The organism is Bacillus sp. z26 (genome assembly GCF_058313635.1).
On the sequence record NZ_JBZFQM010000002.1, the window covers coordinates 25019 to 49873 of the forward strand.

The 24855-nt window shown below is 35.7% G+C and carries 24 protein-coding genes, 1 tRNA gene and 1 pseudogene; 9 read left to right on the plus strand and 17 right to left on the minus strand.

Annotation, left to right across the window (positions count from 1 at the left end; all coding sequences use genetic code 11):
- Nucleotides 1-87: 87 nt before the first annotated feature.
- On the minus strand, nt 88-1176 hold the full coding sequence (locus AC4G3K_RS05295) for a copper resistance D family protein (protein WP_491132686.1): 1089 nt from the start codon (nt 1174-1176) through the stop codon (nt 88-90).
- Between the two features lie 3 nt (nt 1177-1179).
- Nucleotides 1180-1779, minus strand: coding sequence for a copper resistance CopC family protein (locus AC4G3K_RS05300; protein ID WP_491132687.1), 600 nt, complete (start codon nt 1777-1779; stop codon nt 1180-1182).
- Between the two features lie 332 nt (nt 1780-2111).
- Here AC4G3K_RS05300 and AC4G3K_RS05305 point away from each other — a divergent pair, with 332 nt between their 5' ends.
- Nucleotides 2112-2570: a hypothetical protein gene (locus tag AC4G3K_RS05305; RefSeq protein ID WP_491132688.1), complete on the plus strand. Its 459-nt coding sequence runs from the start codon at nt 2112-2114 to the stop codon at nt 2568-2570.
- A gap of 158 nt (nt 2571-2728) precedes the next feature.
- Here the strand turns inward: AC4G3K_RS05305 and AC4G3K_RS05310 are convergent, their stop codons facing one another.
- From AC4G3K_RS05310 to AC4G3K_RS05325, 4 genes are all read right to left on the minus strand, one after another.
- Entirely contained in the window at nt 2729-3097 is a 369-nt protein-coding gene (locus AC4G3K_RS05310; RefSeq protein WP_491132689.1) for a hypothetical protein, read from the minus strand.
- A gap of 13 nt (nt 3098-3110) precedes the next feature.
- Nucleotides 3111-4190 carry a toxic anion resistance protein gene (locus AC4G3K_RS05315; RefSeq protein WP_491077143.1) on the minus strand — a complete coding sequence of 360 codons (1080 nt, stop codon included), beginning with the start codon at nt 4188-4190 and terminating at the stop codon, nt 3111-3113.
- Nucleotides 4191-4214: 24 nt separating this feature from the next.
- Entirely contained in the window at nt 4215-5015 is an 801-nt protein-coding gene (locus tag AC4G3K_RS05320; RefSeq protein ID WP_491132690.1) for a hypothetical protein, read from the minus strand.
- A 309-nt stretch (nt 5016-5324) separates the two neighbouring features.
- Nucleotides 5325-6017, minus strand: coding sequence for a DUF1919 domain-containing protein (locus AC4G3K_RS05325; protein WP_491132691.1), 693 nt, complete (start codon nt 6015-6017; stop codon nt 5325-5327).
- A gap of 253 nt (nt 6018-6270) precedes the next feature.
- Between AC4G3K_RS05325 and AC4G3K_RS05330 the strand changes: the two genes are divergently transcribed.
- From AC4G3K_RS05330 to AC4G3K_RS05345, 4 genes are all read left to right on the plus strand, one after another.
- Nucleotides 6271-9186: an SH3 domain-containing protein gene (locus AC4G3K_RS05330; protein WP_491132692.1), complete on the plus strand. Its 2916-nt coding sequence runs from the start codon at nt 6271-6273 to the stop codon at nt 9184-9186.
- 269 nt (nt 9187-9455) lie between these two features.
- Nucleotides 9456-9725, plus strand: coding sequence for a Parvovirus coat protein VP1-like protein (locus AC4G3K_RS05335; RefSeq protein ID WP_491132693.1), 270 nt, complete (start codon nt 9456-9458; stop codon nt 9723-9725).
- Between the two features lie 331 nt (nt 9726-10056).
- Nucleotides 10057-10129: transfer RNA gene (locus AC4G3K_RS05340), tRNA-Lys, on the plus strand.
- Between the two features lie 168 nt (nt 10130-10297).
- Complete coding sequence (locus AC4G3K_RS05345) at nt 10298-10459, plus strand: hypothetical protein (RefSeq protein WP_491132694.1); 162 nt, start codon at nt 10298-10300, stop codon at nt 10457-10459.
- Nucleotides 10460-10587: 128 nt separating this feature from the next.
- On the opposite strand, the gene AC4G3K_RS05350 is transcribed toward AC4G3K_RS05345, so the two are convergent.
- Complete coding sequence (locus AC4G3K_RS05350; protein ID WP_491132695.1) at nt 10588-10791, minus strand: hypothetical protein; 204 nt, start codon at nt 10789-10791, stop codon at nt 10588-10590.
- A 1028-nt stretch (nt 10792-11819) separates the two neighbouring features.
- Nucleotides 11820-11885, minus strand: a pseudogene (locus tag AC4G3K_RS05355) (DUF8096 family protein); the annotation flags it as partial.
- Nucleotides 11886-12224: 339 nt separating this feature from the next.
- Between AC4G3K_RS05355 and AC4G3K_RS05360 the strand changes: the two are divergent.
- The gene (locus AC4G3K_RS05360) at nt 12225-12455 is read left to right on the plus strand and encodes a hypothetical protein (RefSeq protein WP_491132696.1); all 231 of its coding nucleotides are present in this window, start codon (nt 12225-12227) and stop codon (nt 12453-12455) included.
- Nucleotides 12456-13463: 1008 nt separating this feature from the next.
- Here the strand turns inward: AC4G3K_RS05360 and glnA are convergent.
- Both glnA and AC4G3K_RS05370 read right to left on the minus strand, forming a co-directional pair.
- Nucleotides 13464-14798 (minus strand): type I glutamate--ammonia ligase, encoded by a 1335-nt coding sequence (glnA, locus tag AC4G3K_RS05365; protein WP_491132697.1) that lies wholly within the window; start codon nt 14796-14798, stop codon nt 13464-13466.
- A 46-nt stretch (nt 14799-14844) separates the two neighbouring features.
- Nucleotides 14845-15258: a MerR family transcriptional regulator gene (locus AC4G3K_RS05370; protein WP_491077132.1), complete on the minus strand. Its 414-nt coding sequence runs from the start codon at nt 15256-15258 to the stop codon at nt 14845-14847.
- A 378-nt stretch (nt 15259-15636) separates the two neighbouring features.
- Between AC4G3K_RS05370 and AC4G3K_RS05375 the strand changes: the two genes are divergently transcribed.
- Nucleotides 15637-16125, plus strand: coding sequence for a hypothetical protein (locus AC4G3K_RS05375; protein ID WP_491132698.1), 489 nt, complete (start codon nt 15637-15639; stop codon nt 16123-16125).
- Between the two features lie 247 nt (nt 16126-16372).
- On the opposite strand, the gene AC4G3K_RS05380 is transcribed toward AC4G3K_RS05375, so the two are convergent.
- Together AC4G3K_RS05380 and hflX are read right to left on the minus strand one after the other, a co-directional pair.
- A complete protein-coding gene (locus AC4G3K_RS05380) occupies nt 16373-17635 on the minus strand; it encodes a methionine gamma-lyase family protein (RefSeq protein WP_491132699.1) in 1263 nt (420 codons plus the stop codon).
- 15 nt (nt 17636-17650) lie between these two features.
- Nucleotides 17651-18901 carry a GTPase HflX gene (gene hflX / locus AC4G3K_RS05385; RefSeq protein WP_491132700.1) on the minus strand — a complete coding sequence of 417 codons (1251 nt, stop codon included), beginning with the start codon at nt 18899-18901 and terminating at the stop codon, nt 17651-17653.
- A gap of 145 nt (nt 18902-19046) precedes the next feature.
- Here hflX and AC4G3K_RS05390 point away from each other — a divergent pair, with 145 nt between their 5' ends.
- The gene (locus tag AC4G3K_RS05390; RefSeq protein WP_491132701.1) at nt 19047-19649 is read left to right on the plus strand and encodes a trimeric intracellular cation channel family protein; all 603 of its coding nucleotides are present in this window, start codon (nt 19047-19049) and stop codon (nt 19647-19649) included.
- Nucleotides 19650-19822: 173 nt separating this feature from the next.
- Here AC4G3K_RS05390 and AC4G3K_RS05395 read toward each other — a convergent pair whose 3' ends face one another.
- The 5 genes from AC4G3K_RS05395 to brfA all read right to left on the minus strand — a co-directional run bounded on the left by AC4G3K_RS05395 (nt 19823) and on the right by brfA (nt 23949).
- Nucleotides 19823-20269, minus strand: a complete 447-nt coding sequence (locus AC4G3K_RS05395) for a DUF6376 family protein (RefSeq protein WP_491132702.1) — start codon at nt 20267-20269, stop codon at nt 19823-19825.
- A gap of 387 nt (nt 20270-20656) precedes the next feature.
- Nucleotides 20657-21610 (minus strand): stage V sporulation protein K, encoded by a 954-nt coding sequence (spoVK, locus tag AC4G3K_RS05400; protein ID WP_491132703.1) that lies wholly within the window; start codon nt 21608-21610, stop codon nt 20657-20659.
- A gap of 272 nt (nt 21611-21882) precedes the next feature.
- On the minus strand, nt 21883-22110 hold the full coding sequence (gene hfq, locus AC4G3K_RS05405; RefSeq protein WP_066104248.1) for an RNA chaperone Hfq: 228 nt from the start codon (nt 22108-22110) through the stop codon (nt 21883-21885).
- Between the two features lie 29 nt (nt 22111-22139).
- On the minus strand, nt 22140-23090 hold the full coding sequence (miaA, locus tag AC4G3K_RS05410; RefSeq protein WP_491132704.1) for a tRNA (adenosine(37)-N6)-dimethylallyltransferase MiaA: 951 nt from the start codon (nt 23088-23090) through the stop codon (nt 22140-22142).
- 646 nt (nt 23091-23736) lie between these two features.
- Complete coding sequence (brfA, locus tag AC4G3K_RS05415) at nt 23737-23949, minus strand: ribosome rescue factor BrfA (protein ID WP_491077124.1); 213 nt, start codon at nt 23947-23949, stop codon at nt 23737-23739.
- Nucleotides 23950-24135: 186 nt separating this feature from the next.
- Here brfA and AC4G3K_RS05420 point away from each other — a divergent pair, with 186 nt between their 5' ends.
- A complete protein-coding gene (locus AC4G3K_RS05420; protein WP_491077123.1) occupies nt 24136-24549 on the plus strand; it encodes a YkvA family protein in 414 nt (137 codons plus the stop codon).
- Nucleotides 24550-24855 lie beyond the last annotated feature (306 nt).

Consider the following 24855-nt stretch of genomic DNA (forward strand, 5'->3'; position numbering starts at 1 on the left):
ATGCTCATATTTAAGTGTATACCTTCACATCTTCTATTTTCGAATAAAATTTATATCCTGTTCGCCTCAATTAAAGCCAGCTTCCTTTCAACTGATACTCATGATTATAGCCAAATAGCTAGAAAGGACAAAAAGGACACTAAGCAAAACTGTAATTATGGGCGATGTTTTTTTAAAGAAGGAATATAAAATCATAGCTAAAATTAGGAACGCAATAATAATAAGGAAAATGCTCATTGAATTTACACTCAGTTGAACTTCCATTCCCGGAACATACTGACCTTGATAAAAGAGTTCAAATAGGAAAGATAGTCCTTCCTGTTCCAGCATACTTGCACTAGGAGGAGATTGTTGGCTCATTGCAGCAGTTGCTGATAAAACAAGGAGCGCAACGATACTTTCAGCTTTCATCCAGGGAACAGGATTAAATTTTTGATTTTTCATTAATCTCCGCCGAATGAATATGCCATTGATAACTGCAAAGACAAGCAATGAAATAATGAGTATATGTTTTATTAATAAATATTGACCATAATCAATCATCCAAGAGTTTGGATATTGCGAGATATCCATCATGAAACCCATAAGGGCAATTCCAGAAGCCGTTATCACTAGGACGCAGCTAATTGCAAGCGGGGTAAACCAATGCAAAAAACGAAGCCAATTTTCATGATTTTTGGAAAACCAACTAGCAACATACATGATTCCTACCCAGACAGTAACAGCAGTAAAATGGATAATATGTGTTAAAAACCCTTTTCCTTGTTCCAAGGAACTTGCATGACTGGACCATGCAAGTCCACTAATTAACAATATTGTTAATAGACATCCAATCCAAGCATATGCAGGATTTTCCGCTTGATAAAATTTAGTAATAACTACGAGTAAAATCAAAGCAACAATGGTTGTAAAAATCCACGCATTCCCCATATCAAAAGTTAACAGTACCATTTGCAGCCCATCCTGCCATCCTAATCTTTGCTGCAGATTTACGATAAGTACAAGTATGGGCGTAAAGGAAAATAGCGCTATTCCGATTGCAGCTAAAATCATATACCTTTTGCTCACAAGTAGACCTGGACGAAAATGACTTGGAACCATGGTTAAAATAAAGCTACCCATTAAAATGGAAAAACAAAGATATAGCAAAATTTCGCTTACCATTACAAAAGCCATTGATTATTTCTTTCTCCTTAATAGAATAAAGATGATGATCATAGCCAATATTAATAGTGCGGCAAGAATAGGAACGAGGGTGGAAGAACCTTTGTTTTCTAAATGATCACTAGCAACATCATTTTCTGTCTCAGTTGCTTTTTGTTTAGATCCTTGTTCACTTACATCTTCCGGATTTATGTCACTGTCTTCCATATTTTCATTCACTGGTTCTTCTTCATTATTATCAGTAGATGCTGGTGTTTCAGTCTCCGCGATATCTACTTCAAATGAAAACTCCCCTTCGATTTGATGTCCATCTGCACTGATGATACTCCATACAACATTATAAGTTCCATTCCCTAAACCATTTGGAAGGGTACCTATAACTTTATTATCTGTAATAGTACTGTCTTCAATTGAAATAACTTTTCCATCTGAATACATTAATTCAAAAGTGCTTCCTTGTTCAACCTTCCCATCAAAGGTTAATGCTATTTCACGCAGCACTTCTGTGACAACCCGGCCATCGGCTGGTGCAGAACTCTCTAAATGAGAATGTGCAAAAGCAGTTGGTACAAAATACACCGATAATAGCAACGTGATCAAAATAAGTTTTTTCAAAATAGTTCCTCCTACTAATATGGTACTATACCGCACTTAATGCAATTAGTTCTAAGGATTGCAAGTCATTTCATTAGCCAAATGATAATCCTTTTAAAGTATAATATACAAAAATCATTAGTACCATTTCTTTACACTACAGCCTTCTTATAAGTGGCTTCATGATATATTAACCATCAACTATCTTGCTGGTTTTTATTTATTAATAGCCGTAGGAATGAAGGCACTAAACACAATCCTTTTCCCATCATTTGTATTTGTTATGAAGTATACTTATGATAGTTTACGTATGTCTACATGCAATGGATTGTAGTTGAATAGGAGGTTGCTTTATGTCTGATATTACGTTTTTAGCTTCATCCAAACCTTTTATAATACCTGATGAAATTGAAGACTATTATAATCGTATTGATCGAATGGAAGATTTTATTGGGTTATGGGTGAATGAAGTTGATACATTTGGATGGGGTCAGTGTGTAGAGGGACTCTTTACCATGCCATACATATATGAAATTACTGGTGCTGGTAATGAATTATTCTTATTATATCTTGAAAAATATATGGAAATAGGAGACGTATTGGAACTATTATACATCCCAAATCAACACGACTTTGATTATTACAAGAGAAGATTACTAGAAGTTCCCGAACCGATTTTTATTAACATTGAAAGATCAACGTACCAAGATCAATATGGAACGTATCATTTAAACCCTAAAAAATGGGCAGAAGAATTGGGTCACAAAAATTATTTAACAGAATTTGGAGTTACAACCATTATTAAATATTAATTGGTACACTATAAAATTCAATCCTTTAGCCTAATCCTTTATTTTTTCAACTTTCATCCACGGACCCCCCTTTGTTGAATAAATTTCTTTATTAGCTATTAGAAATACTACCCCCTGACAAAAACGACAAAAAAATAAACGCCGATTCATTCGACGTTTTAGTAGTAAACTACAGTTGTTCTTTCCTTCTGTTTTTTATAGTATTTGTCATATACAACCAATGTTAAAACTGCAAGGATTGGATAACAAAGCACCATTGAGTTGTATGAAGCAAATCCTGCAAAATTAAAATGGAATAGCAGGAAAGCTATGGTGTTAATCACAAACAGCCTCATTTTTAAGGAATGATTTTCTTTCATCTTAATAAAAAACAATCCGAACAGGAGAATAGTTATCCCAATCGACATCGAAATATAGGAACCGAGGAACATTCCGAATGAATCAAAGAATATTACCGGGATCATTCCACTTAACATAACGGTCATATAACATGTTAGCAGCAAGAGAGAATATCTAACATATTGCATTTATCTTCCCCCCTTATTGATTTAATAACTTCGTTTTCATTTCTTTGTTCATATCATCGAGCTTCTCCACAAACTCTTTACTGCTCGCGATAATCCTGCGGCTGGATGCTTCCTGAGTCTCAATAGCTGAATAAATATCTTGATAAGCCTTTTGTAACTTTTCGATCGAGATAGATGGATTCTCCAGAAGCTTGGTTGTTTTCTCCGTATTTTCTTTTAACATTTGCGCATTGGCCAGGATGATGTTTTCTGTAGCTTCATTAACGTCATTGATCGCCGTAATGATTCTTTCCTGGTTTTGCAAGGCCATGTGAATAGCAGATGTGACAGGAGCCAGATTTTTGGTTGTATCAATCGCATTTCGAATAGCTTCTTTCAATTTATCATTATTTTTCTTGATAATATCTACTGAAGCAAGGGACTGTTGCAAAACATTGACCATGGAACTCATATTTTTTGTTCTGACAATGATTTTCTCCTGTGCTTCATTGACAAGCTGCTGCTTATTTTGCCATTCAGGTTCGTTCCTTTTATCTTCAATCATTTGGAACAGGTGCCGCCCCATATAGACTTGTTTGTCCAGCAGGTAAATCTTATCGTGGACATCCTTCTTAATGACATCAAGCTCTGCATTATCTTCCTGAAGCATGTCTCTTCCTCTTAGCAAGGACTGGACGATTTCATCGATATTTTTTTCTACTGTTTGATATTTGGCAATAAATTTTTCGTTAGAATTCTTTCGTAAAAACTTCGGAACGATCTTGGCTATTCCTTTTGTTTGATAAGCTTTTGGATTCAGGTCGGATACCGCTTCACGAAGCTTCAACAAATTACTTGGTATATCATGATTATCTTTATTATCCATCATATCTTTAACAGGTCTTCGCAGGCTGTTTAACGATTCTCCTGCCATCCTTTGTTCATTTCCGCCGAAATTGCTTAATTGCTCCAAAACTGAATCAATATTATGTGTATCCGTATCAGATATTTTCTTGATGACCTGACTTGCTTCTTCGTTTAATTTTTTCATATCGTCAGGATTAATGACGGATTGAATTACTGTTTCATCAAAATCCCTGTTTTGTTCACTCATTGGCTTTTCACCTCTTAATCAGTATTATTTTTCATATCGTTGATCGATCGTAGTTAGTGTTTTCTTTAAATCGAATTCTCTTTTATTGTCAATATGTCTACGGATTTGTGTAATTCTCTCCTGTATGGTAATTAATCGGTTTAATGTATCATGCTCATATTTTTCTTGTTGTTTCGTACCCAATTGAATAAAGTCAGCAATCAGCTTTCGTAAATCTTTGATTAGTGTCTCCTTAACCTGATGCTCATAATCAATGTCTGTAATTAACTCTATATGCTCCAGCAAATAACCTAAACTAGGGATGATTTGCGTGAAAGCATGATCGATCGGTGATGAAAGGCGGTTTCGATTCCTCGCATCTTCCAGTTCATTAATAAGCGCCGTATAGTTTTTGTTATTTTTATATAATAATTTTGTCTTTTCGGGTTGGAAATTCCTTATAGCCCATTGTAAAAAAAGATCTATCTTTTCTATATCATTTTCTTTTTTCAATAACTGTTCGGAAATCTTCTTCTCTGTATAGACTCTCGATCTTGTATCATAACGAACGCCCAGTAATGGCTGTTTTGTTTTGGCTCTTTGGGCATTAATCGTAATATAATCCGGCCCAGCCAAAATAGATAGTATATTTGAATCCATATCGTATACATAAGATGCATAACGTTCATCTAATTGAGTGCATACAAACTGGTCTTTTTGATTTTTTCCAGCTATTCGCTTCATTACATTGGCCAGTCGTTCCTGTTTAGGTTCTCCCGACTTTGCGTCTTGCAGAAAAACTACGGTTGTGGCTCCTACCAATCCCAGCAGGATAACATAGAACATAACAGTCACCCCTTTCTAAGGCTATTTTATCATACTATACATACGAACCAACAGAGAGATAGTTTCAAAAACCTTGGTAAGTTTTCATTTCTTTATAATATGTATCCAAAAAGTAACAACTCAACGATTAAAGTTATACTTATATATCTTTATCCATAATACCATGTAGCTTAAAATTCATGGAAAAAGATACAGAAGATGATTGCTTTTGTTAATAGTCAAATTTACCCCTCAACAAGAAGACACACTTAATAATCGTTCCTATACATAAAAAAGCGCCGGATAATATCCCGGCGTCAAAATGTCTGTTTATTTATTACCTATCAATTTAAATGGAAATTGCAGTTCAAAAATAGCTTTTCTTTTTTTGGGTTCTTTTTTGATGACTTTCCCAGTGTTAAGCCATTCAGCTACATCAAAGTATTTTTTATAGGAAGTTAGTTCATGTTCTATTTTTGTTTCTAAAGATTGATTTGAAAAATAGATGATACTCTCTAAATGTCCCATTGGCTTTGCCGTAAAGCACACTTTATTACTTAATGGTAATTGGTTAAACGTTTCGATATATTCTCTTCTGCACTGATACTGATCACTGAATTTAAAAAATAATTGGTTCCAATTTATACGTTGAATTCTCTCGTTCCAGTCTTCTAATGCCGTTTGTTTATATTTATAGGAATAAAAATGTATTTCCACTTTTTTGTCCAACAAACCAATTGGATAGACACCTTTTATGCCATCATATTTTGAATGAAGTGTAAATTTAAGGGGAGATTTCATATAGTGTTCAAAGTTAGATACAAGTTCAATATAGTCTGGTGCAAATATGAACATACCTATAAATGGCGAGTGGTATTCCATACCTAAGTCATCATATACTTTCTTGCCCCAATCATTATCTGAGATAATTGTGAAATGACCATTTTCCACCTTGCTTTTCAAATCTTGGTGTAAACAATAACTACTCAATTTTTTTGTCAACTTTGGCAAATACCCTTCCATTGTCCTCCCCCTTTCCATTCTTATTATTACCTTTATTCCTTTTTTTAATGAAAAAATAACATCTATTTTATGTTAAATTACATTTTCCATTAAATTTCATCCAATTATGTCGATAAGTGATATAGCACCCCTCTATAACATTCTATGATGCCCATATATTTTAGTTGCACACTTTTACATATTTAATTTTAGAATTTAATCACAAACAACTAGACTTTATGGGAAAAGAGGGAGAATACAGGAGGATGTACATTTGCAAAATCATAAGGCACGTCGTAAGCCATTGATCAATAAGGGGACAACACTCTTATTATCTGCAGGATTTATCCTTTATAGCGGAGATACTTCATTAAAATTATTGGATACAATAAAAGCGGAAGCAGCAAGTTCAACGTATTATGAAATAACAGCTAATGTGAACCTACGGGCCAGCAATTCTACCAAAAGTACTATTTTATTAACCATTCCAAAAGGGAAACAGGTTACTTATATTTCGAAAAGTGGTTCGTGGTTTAAAGTTAACTACAACAATCGGACTGGGTGGATCAATGACCAATATGTTAAAAAAACAACAAAAAACAACCCAAGTAAAGCGATTGTCTCTAACTATCACACGACCGCCAATCTAAATATTAGATCAATAGCATCCAGTAACGGGAAAGTCCTGAAAACAATTCCTAAAGGCAAATCTATAACCTATATATCTAGCAGTGGTTCTTGGTATAAAGTAAAATATCAAACTACTACAGGATGGGTAAGCTCGGATTATGTAAAAAAAGAGATCGCAAAAGAGGAAACAGCGACTGTAACGGTTGCTTCAAGTAACTCCCTAGCTTACACTGCTACGGCAAACTTGAATTTACGATCCTCTTCTTCAACGAAAGGATCTATACTATCAACGATTCCTAAAGGCAAATCTGTTACGTATGTTTCTAAAGACGGTTCGTGGTTTAAAGTAAAATATAATGGGAAAACCGGCTGGGTCAGTTCCAGTTATTTAAATGGGGTTACTCCTGCCAAACCTATAAGCAACACTCCTTCTCCTGTGGTAAAGCCAAAGGAAGAGATAACGTATCAAACAACTTCTAATTTAAATTTACGATCCTCTGCTTCAACGAAAGGATCTATACTATCAACGATTCCTAAAGGCAAATCTGTTACGTATGTTTCTAAAGACGGTTCGTGGTTTAAAGTAAAATATAATGGGAAAACCGGTTGGGTCAGTTCCAGTTATTTAAACGGGGTTACTCCTGCCAAACCTATAAGCAACACCCCTTCTCCTGTGGTAATGCCAAAGGAAGAGATAACGTATCAAACAACTTCTAATTTAAATTTACGATCCTCTGCTTCATCGAAAGGATCTATACTATCAACAATTCCTAAAGGCAAATCTGTTACGTATGTTTCTAAAGACGGTTCGTGGTTTAAAGTAAAATATAATGGTAAAACCGGCTGGGTCAGTTCCAGTTATTTAAACGGGGTTACTCCTGCCAAACCAATAAGCAGCATTCCTCCTACTGAAAAGCCGAAACAGGACGTGACCTATCAAACAACTGCCAACCTGAACCTTAGAGCCGATGCTTCTAGTCTGAGTTCTGTTTTAACAGTTATCTCTAAAGGAGAAAAAGTGACCTACTTATCAAAAAGCAGTTTTTGGTATAAGGTGAAATACGGAAATAAAACAGGCTGGGTCAGCTCTGAATTTCTAAAGAAACCAACTGAAGATAAACAAGAGGAAACGAAGATAGACGTCATTTACAGCACGACTGCTAATTTAAAATTAAGAACAAAAGGTTCAGTAGATTCAACTGAGATTACAACCATTCCAAAAGGAAAACAAGTTATGTATCTTTCAAAAAGCGGCACATGGTATAAAGTTTCCTATAATTCCTTTACAGGTTGGGTCAGCTCTGAATTTCTAGAGAAGGGAGCCCCCGCTTCGGACTCATCTGATCAAATCAGTTCAGACTCCTATGTAACAATGGATTTAAGGACTAAATCATCCGTAACGGCTGCTCAGATCAATGCGTATATTGCTAATAACGCAACATCTGCTAACAGTGTCTTATATAACAAGGGCAATATTGTAATTGATGCAGCTAATAAGTATGGCGTGAATGCACTATATCTTGCAGCACACGCCATTCATGAGAGTAATTACGGTAAATCTACTATTTCCCTGGCGAAAAATAATTTGTTTGGGTACGGTGCCTACGATGCTGCTCCATTTGTCGGTGCGGTTAAGTTTACTACCATCCAATCAAATATAGAATTTATTGCCCAAATGATGAAAGCTACGTATTTAAATGAAGGTTACTGGACTTATAGGGGCGCTTATCTTGGAAACACTGTTAAGGATCGTAATGGAAACAGAATAGACAGTCAAAGCAGCGGAATGAATTTCTTTTACGCCAGCGATTCTAATTGGGGAAAAGCCATAGCTAAACATATGTCCGCCATGCTTAATTACAGCAAGGAAGGCGCTAAAAATGCAACACCAAATAAAACGGTGCCAAGCAAGCCTTCCTACCCTGATGCAAAAGATGTCTTTCCAGCTGGTACACTAGCCGTTGCTCATAAGACAATCACTCTGACACCCGGAGAAAATGCTGGTGCCAATGGATACAAAACAACTTCTAATCTGAATCTGCGATCAGCGGCATCGATAGATGGAACTGTTCTGCTTACCATACCTAAAGGGGCAACTATCACTTACCTTAGTACCAGCGGGAACTGGATGAAAGTTCAGTACAGTGGCAAAACCGGATGGGTGAACTCTGGATATGTAACAAAAACAAGCTCGGGATCTTCTGTAAACATTCAGGCTGGAGAAACCTTCAACTTGTTAGAGAAACATAATGATGAAACATTAAAAATAAAATACAATGGAAAGATGTATTTTACCTCCAGTATTAGCTTAAGCAAATATTATCAGCACATGTCCGTTAAAAACCTGGCCCGTGTGGATGCTACAAGCTTAAATGTACGCGCTGCTGCCAATACAGGCAGTAATGTAGTTGGTACCCTATCCAATTACCAATATATTGAGCTATCGGTTGATGCTAAGAACAATCCGATAACAAGCAATGGATGGTATAAAGTGAACCTATCTAATGGTAAACAAGGATGGATTTCAGGTCTGCATATCATTCGTGAATTAAATAAATAATAGTTTGTTAGATTTAAATATGGCGATACTTTCCACGAATTTAACATGATGACTAAAGTCCAGAGATAAATACTCTGGGCTTTTCTTTATTATGAAACAACTTAAAATCCGTTCCGCTCCTGAACATCTTCGTTTGTAAATAATCATTTTAGATCGGTTCCCCCTTTTTATTGAACCTTTTTTCAGGGAGGTGTTTTAACCGTTTATTTGCCCTTACACTTTGTCCAATCTTTCATATATTAATAAAAATCAACATGCGAGGTGACATTATGAATAGAAGAAAAAGGCGAAAAGGTAGGGGATTATGTTATCCCGGATACAATTGGTGCGGTCCAGGCTGTTCGGGCCCATGGGGTCCTACCAATCAGGTAGATTCATGTTGCAAAAAACACGATGATTGTTATGAAAGATTTGGACCTACCAGACAGTGTGACGAGATGTTATTAAATTGTCTCCGATCTCAAATAAATCCCCACACTAAAATGGGCAGAGATGCTCGATTGTTTTATCAGATCATGCTGCTAAGGTACAATCTTTGATGGTAAGTAGATATTTCCCTTTAAGGTAAGAAGCAGCGCAAAACAAAATATACAGCCATACACATTATGAATACTCGAAAATAACTAACAATACCCAAATTATTAAACCTCTTATCATCCTGTTCTTTTCAAACCACTCCTACATGGGAGGGCCAAGCCCTCCCTCCTATTGAATAGTTTATTGGTCATATTTATACGTTCATTACATGACTAGTGCCGATTCGAAAGTATAGTATTTTTAACCCCTTATTAATCTTAATTCCTTTCCTGTGAGCATATAATTATTGTTACTGCTATAACAAGAGTATAATAAATATTGTAAACAACTAACGGGGCATTAGCTTAGTTGGTAGAGCAGTTGACTCTTAATCATCAGGTCGTAGGTTCGAATCCTACATGCCCCATCCAAAAAGGATCCGCGCAAATTCGCCGGATTCTTTTTGCATTTAAGAAATATGACTAAATCCAAAATGTCTTCATAATTATATAAAAATGTAAACTTCTATTAATCTGTACGTAATAATGTAATTATATAATCAGTTTATAATAGTATTTTAGAAGGATAGATGATAATGGACATTAAAGAGCCAGCACAAAAACCGAAGCAGATAACAATCCCTCCGGTTATTAAAGACTTTATCGGAAATCAAGCAACGTTGGAAGATTTAGAACAACTAAAGCACTTAGTTGCCAAACGATACGCAGAACTCAAAGTACCCCGTCTCAATCATTGAGAGGGGTTTTTTAATGACCAAATTTTATTATATTACAGTGACTAATCTTTTCGATGCCAATGACAGATCATCTTAACCTTACTATGTCTCCTTTTATATTTATCTTTGTATCTGATTTATGAATTATTTTACAATATTATCTTCGTCCATAGTTGATAATAGATAAAAAGAAAACCAAGCGGTAAGATGATTTTTATTAGGGCTTTTGGTATTCTTAAAAAATTTGCTAATTTAGATATTACAATAACTAAAAATAAGGATATGATAAGGACGATTCCATAATTTAAAACCATTTCTTTTAACGGTTCTACTAACGCTTCTGATAATTCCATAATAAAACCACACCTAATTGACATCGCCTCTTAATTATTGACCATCTAATTCTTCAAACAGCTTGAAACTTGGACACTGCATATAGGATTAAGGTTAGCTTTACTATTGAGCAGTAGAGGTACTTTAAGTACCCCAGATAAAAAATTGTGCCAAAAGTATGTTTTATTTTTAAAGGTTGTTTCGTATGAATGTTGCCTATTTACCATTCTGTTAAATAATATAATGGGATTTAAGGAGACGTTCATGTATGTGGGAAGGTATTTATGAAGATTTGAATCATTATTGAAATCATTTCTTCTGGAGCTTAAAAACAAGCCCCCTCTTATTTTAGTATCATTATTAGTTTTAATTATCAGATTCATGTTAACTACTTATGGAATGGCTTCCATATTGGTAAAATTTTAAATTCCTTTATACTTCAACAGTGATAAATGTTGGCCCTTCCTCTTAGGGATATTTTTATGAATACGGTATACGTTTCCGTTTCATGGTTCAATCAAACTGTATCCCCTTTTATGTCTCCCAGTGTTTCAAAAATATCGCCATTTGCTGGCCGTGAGTGATTTGAATATCATAGTTCTTATCCACTCGATCATCTTGCTTATCCATTCTGAGTACGTGTTTATTAAACTTTTTATCTGTTTGCTTCTATATTCTTTCAGTTCATCCGCCATATTTATCAGCAACTATTTAACTGATAGTTCTTCCACTCTCTTTCCCCTATATGCTTTTTCTAGCTTGTTCGAAGCGTAACAATAAGCACCATCACCTTATTTGGCCATAAAAAAGAGGACTCCGGGTGGAAGTCCTTAAATATAATATTTAATTATTTTTACTCGAATTTAGATAGATTTAGATAGATGAAATTATAACGAAAAAAGCCTAAGTACATAAATATACTGAGACTTCTTTCTGTAAGGTTATTAAAACAAATCAAATCAAAAAGGTGGTACGGTATGGGTAAACCCACAAATTCATTATAGTTAAAAAATAACTAATTGTAAATAGTTTCTAAAATTAATGTATATTAAATTAACTTCTTCATTCCGCACTTATGACACTCACGAAGGAATAGACCTTTACCTATTGAGGATTAAAAATTGTAAGTTTAATGGCAATTATTCCTTTGGCACCTATATACTCATGTAAATTAAAATTGCCATCATGGTTATAGACAAAATAAAAACCTTCTGTCACAAGAAGGTTAGTTTTGTAGTAAATTGGTAAACTTTGTATTGTTTTGTATATTATTTACTGATATTATAGATTTTGCCTTTAAATAATGCGAGGAGTTGAGTCATATCGAAAGCATATCATCTAGAGTTTATTCCCTCTAAGCCAGGATTCATAATATTTTATTCAGAGAATTAGTATTCTTTTATTTTATTTAACTTATAGTGAATAAAAAAACAATGAACAGGAGATAAACATCATGGAACAAAAAAGAGAATTATCAGTTGGCCAATGGATAGGTACCCTAATATTATTAAGTATTCCTTTAGTAAACTTTATTTTTTTATTGATTTGGGGTTTTGGATCAGATAACCCTCGAAAGAAATTCTGCAGAGCAACATTAATACTTAATCTAATCGGTGTAGCTATTGTCGTGATTTTTTATCTAGTTATGCTAAATTCAGTCTCTAATGTATACTACGGCTACTGAATAAGCTATCTTTGAATTTTCACAACCTAACCATACTACGATACAAACTCTGTAATTTTTGAAACTTAGGTGTATTCGCTCGCTTCATCCTTCTGAATGCACCTAATGTTTTAGAAGCCTCAGCACCCAATAATGATAGCCATCTCATAAATTGTTTCTTCTCTTCATTTGCCTTGCTTGTGCCTGACTTCCTGCTCCTTCTTATATGCTTTACGTTGGTCAGGTGTACGATACGAGTGTCTTTATCAGGCTCCCATTTCTTCGCCGTATCTTTCGCTGACTTATAACATTTTGTTTTACCTGAGCGACTTACAACCTTCCCTTTATACTTAGAGCATATCGGGCATGTATCACTGATTTCATCAATCTCCTCTAAGTCTAAACCAACTTCCTAGTAACGATTGTTCGTACCTGTCACTGCAGCAGTCCTCATATTGGTTGCTACCACTGTCTTCGCATAAAAATCTAACGGGAGCTTCTTCCCATCCTTCGTAACAAATCCATTTCATGTACAAATACTTGTTCCTTTAGGTCTTCGCATAGTTCATCTAATACCTCGATAGAACCGTATACCGCTGGGCACTTTCCTTGGTAATTTCTATCCCCTGCTTATTTCCACGAATGAAACTGTTCTCACCTCATAATTTATCCCTGCTACTTTTACTTTACTTGGTATCATCTTCTTGACCTCCCTTACAATAAGGAAGGACATATTTTACTCAGGTAATTGATCTTTGCTCCGCACTGACAACCTTTCGTCCATCCCTTTTCAGTACATCCTAACTCCCAACCTTCTTTCTTTCCATGTGCTCTGTTTGGTATAGAACTGACATGAATAACAGCAACGTTTACTTTGTTTGCCCATATACACTTCAAAAAATTATGATGAGATAGAAAAGTTTAGGGGCGGGGCAAAAGCGGGGTGAAAGTTTGGACAAGCTAAAAACATATGATTGCCCGATCAAATAAAAAACCCTCAACACTAGTAGTGTCAAGGGTTTCGTACTATTAATACATTTGAATGTATTGTTCTCTTTCCCATGGATGAACTTGGGTGCGGAACATATCCCATTCAATCTCTTTCGCTTCAACAAAGTGTTCAAGGATATGATCACCGAGACCTTGCATGATGATAGGGTTTTTTTGTAATTCGACTAATGCTTGATACAATGTAGCCGGCAAATCTTTAATGCCTTCTTCTTCACGTTCTTGTGCAGACATTACATAGATATTGCGGTCAATTGGAGCTGGAGCTTTTTTCTGATTCCGAATACCATCGAGACCGGCACTAAGTAATACAGCCATTGCAAGGTATGGATTTGCAGTTGGGTCAACGGAACGAACCTCAACACGTGTGCTTAATCCGCGGGAAGCCGGAATACGGATTAAAGGACTGCGGTTACGAGCAGACCAAGCAACATAACAAGGTGCTTCGTATCCAGGAACTAGACGTTTATATGAGTTAACGGTTGGATTTGTTACTGCTGTAAACGCAGGAGCATGCTCAATGATACCAGCGATAAATTGACGAGCCGTATCACTCAATTCAATATCCCCTTTTGTATCATAGAATGCATTTTTCCCATCAGAGAATAATGATAAGTTCATATGCATACCGGAACCATTCACACCGAACAATGGTTTTGCCATGAAGGTTGCGTGCAAGCCATGTTTACGAGCGATAGTTTTTACTACCAATTTGAATGTTTGGATTTGGTCACATGCTGTAATCGCATCAGCATATTTAAAATCAATCTCATGTTGTCCTGGAGCTACCTCATGGTGGGATGCTTCAATTTCAAATCCCATTTCTTCTAGCTCAAGAACGATATCGCGACGGCAGTTTTCACCTAAATCTGTAGGAGCAAGGTCAAAGTATCCGCCTTTATCATTTAACTCCAAAGTTGGTTCTCCAGCTTGATCCAATTTGAATAAGAAGAATTCTGGTTCAGGCCCAAGATTGAAATCTGTGAAACCTAGCTCTTTCATTTCCTCTAACACACGTTTTAAATTAGCACGCGGGTCACCTGAGAATGGTGTTCCATCCGGATTGTAAATATCACAGATTAGGCGAGCCACTTTTCCTTTTTCAGCAGTCCAAGGGAAAATCACCCATGTATCAAGATCCGGATATAATAGCATATCTGATTCTTCAATACGTACGAATCCTTCAATTGATGAGCCATCAAACATCATTTTATTATCTAATGCTTTATCCAGCTGACTTACAGGAATTTCAACATTTTTAATTGTTCCTAAAATATCAGTGAATTGTAGTCGAATGAACTTAACGTTTCCTTCTTTTGCTAACTTTCTAATGTCATCAGCAGTGTATTTCCCCATCTTCCTCGTCCTCCTTGAATAATAAAGCTTTTTTATATTTTAATTTTTAATGAAAAAAACGATGCATATCACCAGATTGGTTGCTGCCTCTTGTCGTAAAACGGCCAGCCTGTAAAATTTCGTCACGCAGTAATTTTCTTAATTGTGCATTAGTCAATTCTGGTTTACTTTGTTCTTTTGAATGTTTCTCTTTATCTAGTGTTTCAGTTGGCTCCAATTCAGATAATCCAAGAATTTTTTTGATCCCTGCCATATTTATGCCTTGATCAAGTAATTCTTTAATTTCCAGAAGACGATCAATATCATTTAATGAAAACATCCTTCGATTGCCATCTGTTCTTGCAGGATGAACCAATTGGTGCTCTTCATAATAGCGAATTTGCCGTGCAGTTAAATCGGTCAGCTGCATGACAATACTCATTGGAAAAAGTGGCATTGTTCTCCTGATGTTACCGCTCACCACTACATCCTCCTTCAATACCAATCTCTTAATGATATTGTAAGTTTATGCTATGTAAACTTCTTTGTCAATCTGATGTGAGGTTTTCTAACATGAAATTTCATGATTATTCGCTTTTTCTTACTCCACCTCCTCCCTTTTCCCTCATTTGAATTCAAATAACCTAATAATCTATTTGTAAAATAAATGTAACCTTTGATTAACATTCATAAAGGCTAAATAAAAGTTAGTGGTTGAGTTAGAAAAAATAACACGTCCAATCAGAATGAGCGCCAACGCTTTTTTTCCTCGACTAGTTTTAGCAGTTCTAAGGATGGGCAGGTTAAGTCAAATGTTGGATTTATATGGTAAAATAAACACTAGAAAGGGGATTTTCATGTGAAGAGGATCATTTTTTGGGGCGTTCTAATCGTAGCACTAATAATTTGTGGTGTTTCTTTCTTTTTGAAATTTAAGCCACCATTGGAGATTGGTACACTCGCTTTAAGTACCGACAATAAATCAGTTGTTGTCGAAGTCGGTAATAACGGCTTTTACAAAGTCAAAATAGTAGATGTTTGGGTGAATAACCATGAAAAACCTACAAAAACAAGGTTACAAATTAGTAATGCGTTACAAGGTTTCATCATAATGGATGACTATAATAGTATAGAAGCAAAAAAACATGGATTTACCAATATTGATGAGGTTGCTATAAAAACAGGAACTTCACCATCTTTAAGTTACGAAAAATTAGATGATAGCAAAGCTTCTAATAAAGATGAAATTTATGGGGTTAGTGTTATTCATAACGAAGAAATATATAAGGTTCAAATAAAATATAAATATCTGGGAATTTCATTTAACGATACTGTGATACTAAATTAATAAGGTTGTTAGTTCGATAGCAAGTACAGTCACCTCAACTAAATATTAATCAAATTTATAAAAAAACCTTAAAAAAATTGATTTTTATATTACGAAAACAGGTAAACTAAGTTTATAACAAACCTCCATATATTGTATTAAAATCCATGAATCATCCATCAAAAAAATTAATTGCTAATAGTAGAAATACTGTTTTTCACAAATTAAAAACTCCCTCATTAAAAAATAAGGGAGTTTTTTCGAAATTCTATATTAAACCTTTTTCAATCATTTGATCGATGGCTTTGCAGATAGCTATTTTGACATGAGAGTACGTTAAGCCGCCCTGTACAAAAGCTGTGTATGGCGGTCTCAGCGGCCCATCAGCCGTTAATTCGATACTTGCACCCTGTATGAAAGTTCCCGCTGCCATGATTACATCGTCCTCATATCCTGGCATATATGCTGGATATGGTGTCACATGGGAATTGACAGGAGATGCGAATTGAATTTGCTGACAGAACAGAACCATTTTCTCTCTGTCATGGAATTGGACGGATTGAATCAAATCTGTCCTTGGTTCATTCCAGGTTGGTGAAGGATTGAATCCCCACTTCTCCAGCATAGCCGCTGTAAAGATCGCCCCTTTTAAGGATTGTCCCACAACATGAGGTGCCAAAAAGAATCCCTGGTACATCTCCAATAAACTATACAGCGATGCACCTGCTTCAGCACCAATTCCCGGTGTTGTTAAACGATACGCACAACGTTCCACTAAATCAGCTCTGCCGGCGATATATCCACCGGTTTTTGCTAAACCGCCACCAGGATTCTTAATTAGGGAACCTGCCATTAAATCAGCACCAACTTCTGTAGGCTCCATTTTCTCAACAAACTCTCCATAACAATTATCAACAAAGACAATGACATCCGGTTTGATGGCTTTTACAAATCGAATCATTTCTTGTATTTCAGAAATTGTGAACGAAGGACGGTTATCGTAGCCTTTTGAGCGCTGAATTCCAATCATTTTCGTATTCGGTTTAATTGCTTTTGCTACTTCTTCCATATCAACATACCCATCTTCTTTTAAAGCAACAGATTGATAGGAAATTTGATATTCCTTTAATGAACCAATGCCACTGCCACGTATGCCGACAATTTCCTCAAGAGTATCATAAGGCTTACCCGTAATATATAATAGTTCATCTCCAGGCCGCAACACACCGAATAAGGAGGTTGAAATGGCGTGGGTTCCTGATATGATTTGCGGACGGACAAGCGCTGCTTCCGCACCAAATACATGGGCATACACCTTTTCCAACGTATCCCTTCCCATATCATCATACCCATATCCAGTTGATGGATTAAAATGAGCATCACTTACCTGATTTTCCTGGAAAGCTTTTAAAACCTTCGCTGTATTATAGTCTACATTTTCATCAATCTCTGAAAATCTTTCAGCAATCATTGTCTCAGTTTCCTGAACAGTTTCTTTTATTCTCTCACCGTTCTTCAGTTGTTCAAACATGCTGTAATCCTACTCCTACTCATAATTTTTAATAATTCCCATGATTGTATGGTCTGCTAAAGCCAATCCTTTTAAATGATAGGTCTCATTGCTTTCGTGGAACTCATTTGATTTAACAATTGTCTCATCCTTTAAGCGGGCTATGAGCTTCCCTTCACTTGCAGGAATCTTAACAGAATATGGTTCCATAAAGCTTTCGACCAGCTTTTCCATTTCCTGAAGAAGCTGTTGAATATCTTCATCCTGACGTGCAGATATATGAATGGATTTCTCCTTAGATGTTGGCACAAATTCTGGATGGGCAGCATCTTTTTTGTTATAAACTATTAATTGAGGAATATCCTCTGCTTCCAAATCTTTTATTATTTTTTGTACCGTCTTCTCATGATTATAGGCATCAGGATGAGAAGAATCTACTACATGTAAAATAGCATCAGATTCCGTCACTTCTTCAAGCGTTGACCTGAAAGCCGCAACTAACGATGTTGGTAAATCTTGAATAAATCCAACGGTATCACTGATAAGAATTTTATATCCTGATGGCAGAAGACATTCTCTCGTCATCGGATCAAGGGTTGCAAACAGTTGATTTTCTTCATAAGAGTCTGCTTCAGCCAGACGGTTAAATAACGTCGACTTACCGGCATTCGTATAACCTGCCAGCGCAATCTGGAAACGGTTGTTTCTTTTTCTGCGAGCTCTGTAACGTTCACGGTGCTTAACGACCGAGTCCAATTGCCTTTTTATCTCATCTAGCCTGCGGCGAATATGGCGTCGATCGGATTCCAATTTTGTTTCCCCAGGTCCCCTCGTACCGATCCCACCACCGAGTCTTGATAATTCAGTACCTTGTCCAGCTAATCTTGGCAGCATATATTGTAATTGTGCCAACTCTACTTGCATTTGACCTTCACGAGAACGCGCACGTTGAGCAAATATATCTAATATAAGCTGTGTGCGGTCAACGATTCGTGTTCCCAGTTCTTTGCCCAGATTTCGTATTTGACTCGGAGACAATTCATCATTAAAGATGACGACATCCGGTTCAAGCTCCTCTACTAATGCAACGAGCTCCTCTACTTTCCCTTTTCCTATATATGTAGCCGGGTGAGGCTTCACTCTCTTTTGAGAGATTCGTACAAGTCCCTGTCCTCCTGCAGTTTCCGTTAAAGATTCAAGCTCCTCCATAGAGGATTCAAATCTGTTATCGTCAATATTTTCACGCTGACAACCGACGAGTATAGCTTTTTCATATGTCTCTTCCATTATGTCACTTCCTTCAATTCTTCACTCTTTATCTTATCATACCAAAAAAAATACCCGTTCCAAACATTGTATTCAAATGATATGATAAATCAGCCGGATTTTAAAGGATTATTTAATTTTTTATGTTAGGAGAAAGTAAAAAAGTATGACATGGGATGTTTTAAGTATTATCGGAACAGTAGCATTTGCAATAAGCGGCGCTATAGTAGCAATGGAAGAGGAGTATGACTTATTTGGCCTTTATTTACTGGGGTTTGTAACAGCATTTGGAGGCGGAGCCATTCGCAACCTCCTGCTCGGCATTCCGATTATTAATATTTGGGAACAAAATGGACTATTTTTAATCGCTTTTATTTCTATAACTGTTGTTTGTCTATTTCATCAATTTCTTTTAAAGCATTGGAACCCATGGGGTGATTTTTTTGATGCTATCGGTCTTAGTGCATTCGCCGTGCAGGGTGCTTTAGTGGCAACAGATATGACTCTTCCACTTATCGCGGTCGTATTTGCCGCTATCCTCACAGGAAGCGGGGGCGGGATTGTTCGTGATGTGCTGGCTGCCAGGAAGCCTATGGTACTCAAATCTGAAATTTATGCAATCTGGGCGGGTATAGCAGGTCTCTTAATCGGCCTCGGCGTGATGACATCCAGCCTTGAATTATACCTTTTATTTGTCATTATTACGTTTTTAAGAATGCTATCTTATCAGTATCAGTGGCAATTACCTGTTGTTCAGAAAAAATACTGAATAGACTGTTAGACGATAGACTTACATACGGTCATTTTCAGCCTTATTAAAGGGGCATATAGATTTCTACTAAAGAAAGGGAGCTCTATCATCGCTTAGAGTCCCCTTTCTTTAACGATTCCTATCATGCTTAATGTTACTTCCAATACTGTATAATCGGAATAGCTATTCATTTATTCGCTTAATTTCTTCATTTGACTTAATAGATCGTTATAAACAGCTATTTCCTCCAATAAACCAGTTTCCGAAAGTAATTCTGAGTTTAAAGTGCCTGCCTCTATCTTTTCTAAATACAACTCAATTTTACTTGCCAGTTCACTATTATGCTCTACCACTTGATTGTGGATATCCTCTAACATAGCCGGAGCTTCAAGGATATTGAATTTTTCTATTTCATTTTGCATTTCTGTTAATAATTCTTCTAATTGCTCTTTTGAATTTAAATCAGTAATTGCTGCTTCTGCTACAGCTGGTAATTCGTTTGCAAATTGATTTACATCATCAATGTAGCCCGTAGCTTCAGTAACATAATCTAAAGAATTCGACACTTCCTCTATTGTCGAACAACCCGTAGCAAAAATAGTCATGGCTACAATAATCATGGCTAATATTTTTTTCATCCTTTACCCCTCCATTTATTCCTCAGTATACAAATTATATTTCGTAACATTAGCATTCTCCTGAATCATTCATTTAAAAATGATAGTATCATCATTCTAATCAATTTAATAATAAATTGATCTTTAACAAAACCTTTTTTATATAAACCATTTCTTTGTTTCATCAGTTCAAACTATGAGATAGGTGAAACTCTTACTATCTTCTAGTTTAACACATTTACCAATTACACCATTTGTTCTTAAACTAATCTGACTTGAATGTTGTATAAGTAATTCATTTATAAAAACGAAATTTGGGTATTCTTTTAAATACATTCTTCAAAAAATAAGAGTGCCCTATAAGTTGATTGGCAACTTATGAGACACTCTTATCTGTTCTTTCCATTATTACTCAAATGTATCAAAGACCAAATCATCACTTCTGATGGTCATTAAATCCTGTCTGTCATATTGATTAGACATCAAAAGACGCATCGCCTGGGCTCTGATTGATTTTTCAATCACATTCCTCACATATCTTCCATTTGAAAATGACTTTAAATTTAAAACGTTTGTTAAATAATATAAGTGATCACGGAGTTTTCTCTCCGCATTTAAACTATAAGCATATTGCCGTGCATTTAGCATCCTTTTACTGATATCCATTAACTGATCAACCGAGTAATCCGGAAAATCAATTACAATGGGAAATCGGGAATGTAACCCGGGATTTAACGTTAAAAAATACTCCATTTCCCGTGAATACCCTGCAAGGATAAGGATGAACTCGTGTTGGCGATCCTCCATATGTTTAACTAAAGTATCGATCGCTTCCTTGCCAAAATCCTTTTCTCCTCCCCGCCCAAGCGAATAGGCTTCATCCACAAATAAGATACCTCCAATTGCCTTTTTAATCAAATCACGTGTTTTTTGAGCTGTGTGGCCAATGTATTCTCCAACAAGATCAGCGCGTTCAGCTTCAATCAAGTGACCCTTACTCAAGACATTCATCTTTACAAATAGTTCTCCAATTAAACGTGCAACTGTCGTTTTTCCTGTACCCGGATTGCCTTTAAACATCATATGCAGTGCCTGTTTTTCGGCCTTGAGGCCAGCAACTTCGCGTTGTTTATTTACATATATCCATGCATATATTTCCTTTATAACTCTTTTCATTTCTTCCATGCCTACAAGACTATTCAGTTCTGTCTCAATTTCTTTAAGCGCTATATGATGAGAAGGTATTTCCCTGGGTAGTGGAGAAACATTTGAAAGTGGCTTATCTTGAGCATTTGTTTGCTCATTCTTCAACACAATGTTAATTTGCCCATTATTTCTTACCCGCAATGGTTGCCGCTCCACCTGATCACCTCTTTACATGAACCCTTCTTCCCTTTTTTATCAAATACATTCGACAAAGTGAAGGCAAAAGAGACAAGAGCCCTCCTAAAACTACAAAATAAATATAAATTATTTCATTGAAGGCACGCTTGATTGTCATATACTGCGATTGCCCGGAAAATAATTATATTTCCTCTCTTCATTTATATTCCCGACCCTCCTTTTACAGAATGAAAAAATATCATTAAATTAAAAAACAGACTCCCTTTTTTGGGAGTCTGCCGTACTTATCCTTAACCTTCAAGGTCAACTTGTACATTTTTTTGAGGAGCAAAAGTCGATATCGCATGTTTATATACCAATTGATGTTTGCCCTCTGTTTCAATTAAGACCGTAAAATTGTCAAAACCTTTTATCAGTCCGCGTAACTGAAAACCATTAAGTAAAAAAATCGTTACATAAACATTTTCCTTGCGTAATTGATTTAAAATTTGATCTTGAATATTAATTCCTTGTTTCATTATTTTGGCCTCCTCTTTTCTCTCTATGTTTATCTATTCGCTTTTAAATCGAGCATTCCTGCCACTTCGATTGATATTTCTTCAGAAATTTTATCAAAGTTGGCTAAATCGGTTACATCAAACCAATGAACATCCATCTTATTTCGGAACCATGTAAATTGTCTTTTTGCAAAGCGGCGTGAATTTCGCTGAATTTCCGATATGACATTTTCACGTGTCTCACTTCCCTCGAAAAGACCGGAAAATTCTTTATACCCTATTGCCTGCATCGATTGAGCATCTTTTAACCCTTGATCATAAAGTTCTCTGACTTCTTTTTCAAGACCCATTTGCATCATGGTTTCAACACGTTCATTTATCCTTTTGTATAAAAGGTCACGGTCCATTGTTAATCCAATCAGGGCAACATCATATAATAACGTTCTTTCTTCAGATAGTTCTTGTTCACTGAAACGCTTGCCGGAATCATAAAATACTTCTAAAGCACGGATTACCCTTTTTGTATTATTGGGATGTATTTTTTCCGCTGCTACAGGGTCTATTTCCACAAGTGTTTGATAAACAGCATCAGGGCCTTCTCTATCAATTCGTTCTTCAAGTTCTTTTCGAATATTAGGGTTTGCTGTGGTTTCAGGGAACTGATAATCATAGAGAACGGATTGAATATACAAACCTGTGCCGCCTACCAATATGGGCAGTTTACCCCTATTCGTTATATCTGTAATCATCCTGTTCACTTCATTTTTAAAATCATAAACATTATAGGATTCAGAAGGTTCCCTGCAATCAATTAAATGATGAGGAATCCCTTCCATTTCGTCTGCGGTTATTTTAGCCGTCCCAATATCCATTCCTTTAAAGACCTGCGCTGAGTCTCCACTAATAATTTCTCCATTGAACTTTTTGGCCAAATCGATTGATAGCTTTGTCTTTCCCACTGCTGTTGGTCCAATAATCACGACCAATTTTTGCATTTCCATTTTCCTTCACACTGCCCTATTCATTTTTTCTTATCTTAACACAAATCGGTATTATCTGAACATGAGCAAGTAACATCTAATAAGTATAGACAGATCAATTACACTCTATTCATCTTTTTCTCATTCTTTTGTTATTTCGGAATAACTATTTCCTTGTTCATCATACAAACACTTATTAAAAACATACAGACTAACGTCGAAATAATGAACTTCACACTAAACTTCTTCTAATAATCACTCACTATTAAATATCACAGCAAACTACAATTTAAAAATGCAGTAATTTCGATGAAAAATTCTACCTTTAAAACAACTATAAATAGAGAGAGAATATTACTATTAGAATATCCTAACAATTGAGGGCGTAAACTTAAATGGGAGAAAGAAAACGGGAAGCATATATGATGGGAAACTATAGAGTAATGAGGAGACTGATTTGTGATACAAATCTTACAATGGTTAACTGGATTACTCGCTTTTTTCTTAATAGGGTATATATTTTTGTTCAGAGTATTTATCTTGATGGAATTGCTTTCTCTCTGTTTATCCCTTTTATTTCTGATAACAGGAATTAGAGAATTTCTTGCCAATAAACTATTTATTGCATGTATGTATATTGTCGTTTCACTCCTTTTATTCTTATTTCTTATGCAGAGATGATACTAAAAAAGATCCCATCATCCTCTTTAAGATGCTGAAATCTCTTTTTATGTTTAACCTGATTTATTTGTTCCTTTTTGGTTTTCGTCATCCTTGTACTCAAATCGATCGGATATAGCCCCCCACGAAGAGTTTCAGGATTTCTCTTTCCTTCCCTTTGTAATTTTAACCGGTGTTTTTTAGCTCGACTTTCACTCATTCTCTTTCCTCCTCTATTTTTCACAGGATAGGATTATTATACACAGTTTTAGGGAAAATGACATAAAAGCATTGATTTTACATTTGGAGACAGTAATTAACTTAATACTGGAGTACGCAGGAATGTTGTGAGTTAATACTATTTGCCTTAAAATGTATAGAAGTGAGTATGAAGGAGGAATTAGTTATGGACGACCAAAATAAAGGTAAGTTTAAATATAAAAAATACCTGGATACTGCCAAAACGTATCTCAACAATAAAACAAAATCAAACGAGTTATTAGATGAGGCAACAACAAAATCGAACACAAACAAAAATGCATTGGAAGAAGGATGGGATAACCTCCAATCACTCATTGCTATGTTTCGTTCCTGGGTAAAAGGCGAATATAAGGAGATCTCGACAAAAACGATTATATCCATTATCGCAGCCATTATTTACTTTGTGTCACCTCTGGATTTTCTACCTGATTTCATATTAGGTCTTGGCTTTGCTGATGATGCTGCTATCATTGCATTTACTGTTAAACAAATAACGGAAGAGCTGGATAAATTCAAATTATGGCAGGCAAAGCAAGAAAAAACGATTGATATGGAGTAAATACTGGGGTGTCTAATCAGTCTTATAAGATGATAGGCACCTCTTTTTTTCGACAATCCATTTGATTAAAATCAGTAAAATCCATAAAAATGAAGGTTTCTTAGTAAAGGACTTACGTAAACTTATACTATACTCACTTGTTACATTCATTAGGTGAGTTACGATTAGGAACGTCTCAGAATATACTTCTATAATATTCACCATGTGACAGATCTATATTTTTACAACTACCAAATAATGATTATAGAAACATAAAAGGCGACGAAAAACAACTCGTTTTCCGCCACCTTTCATTCTGTCTTATTC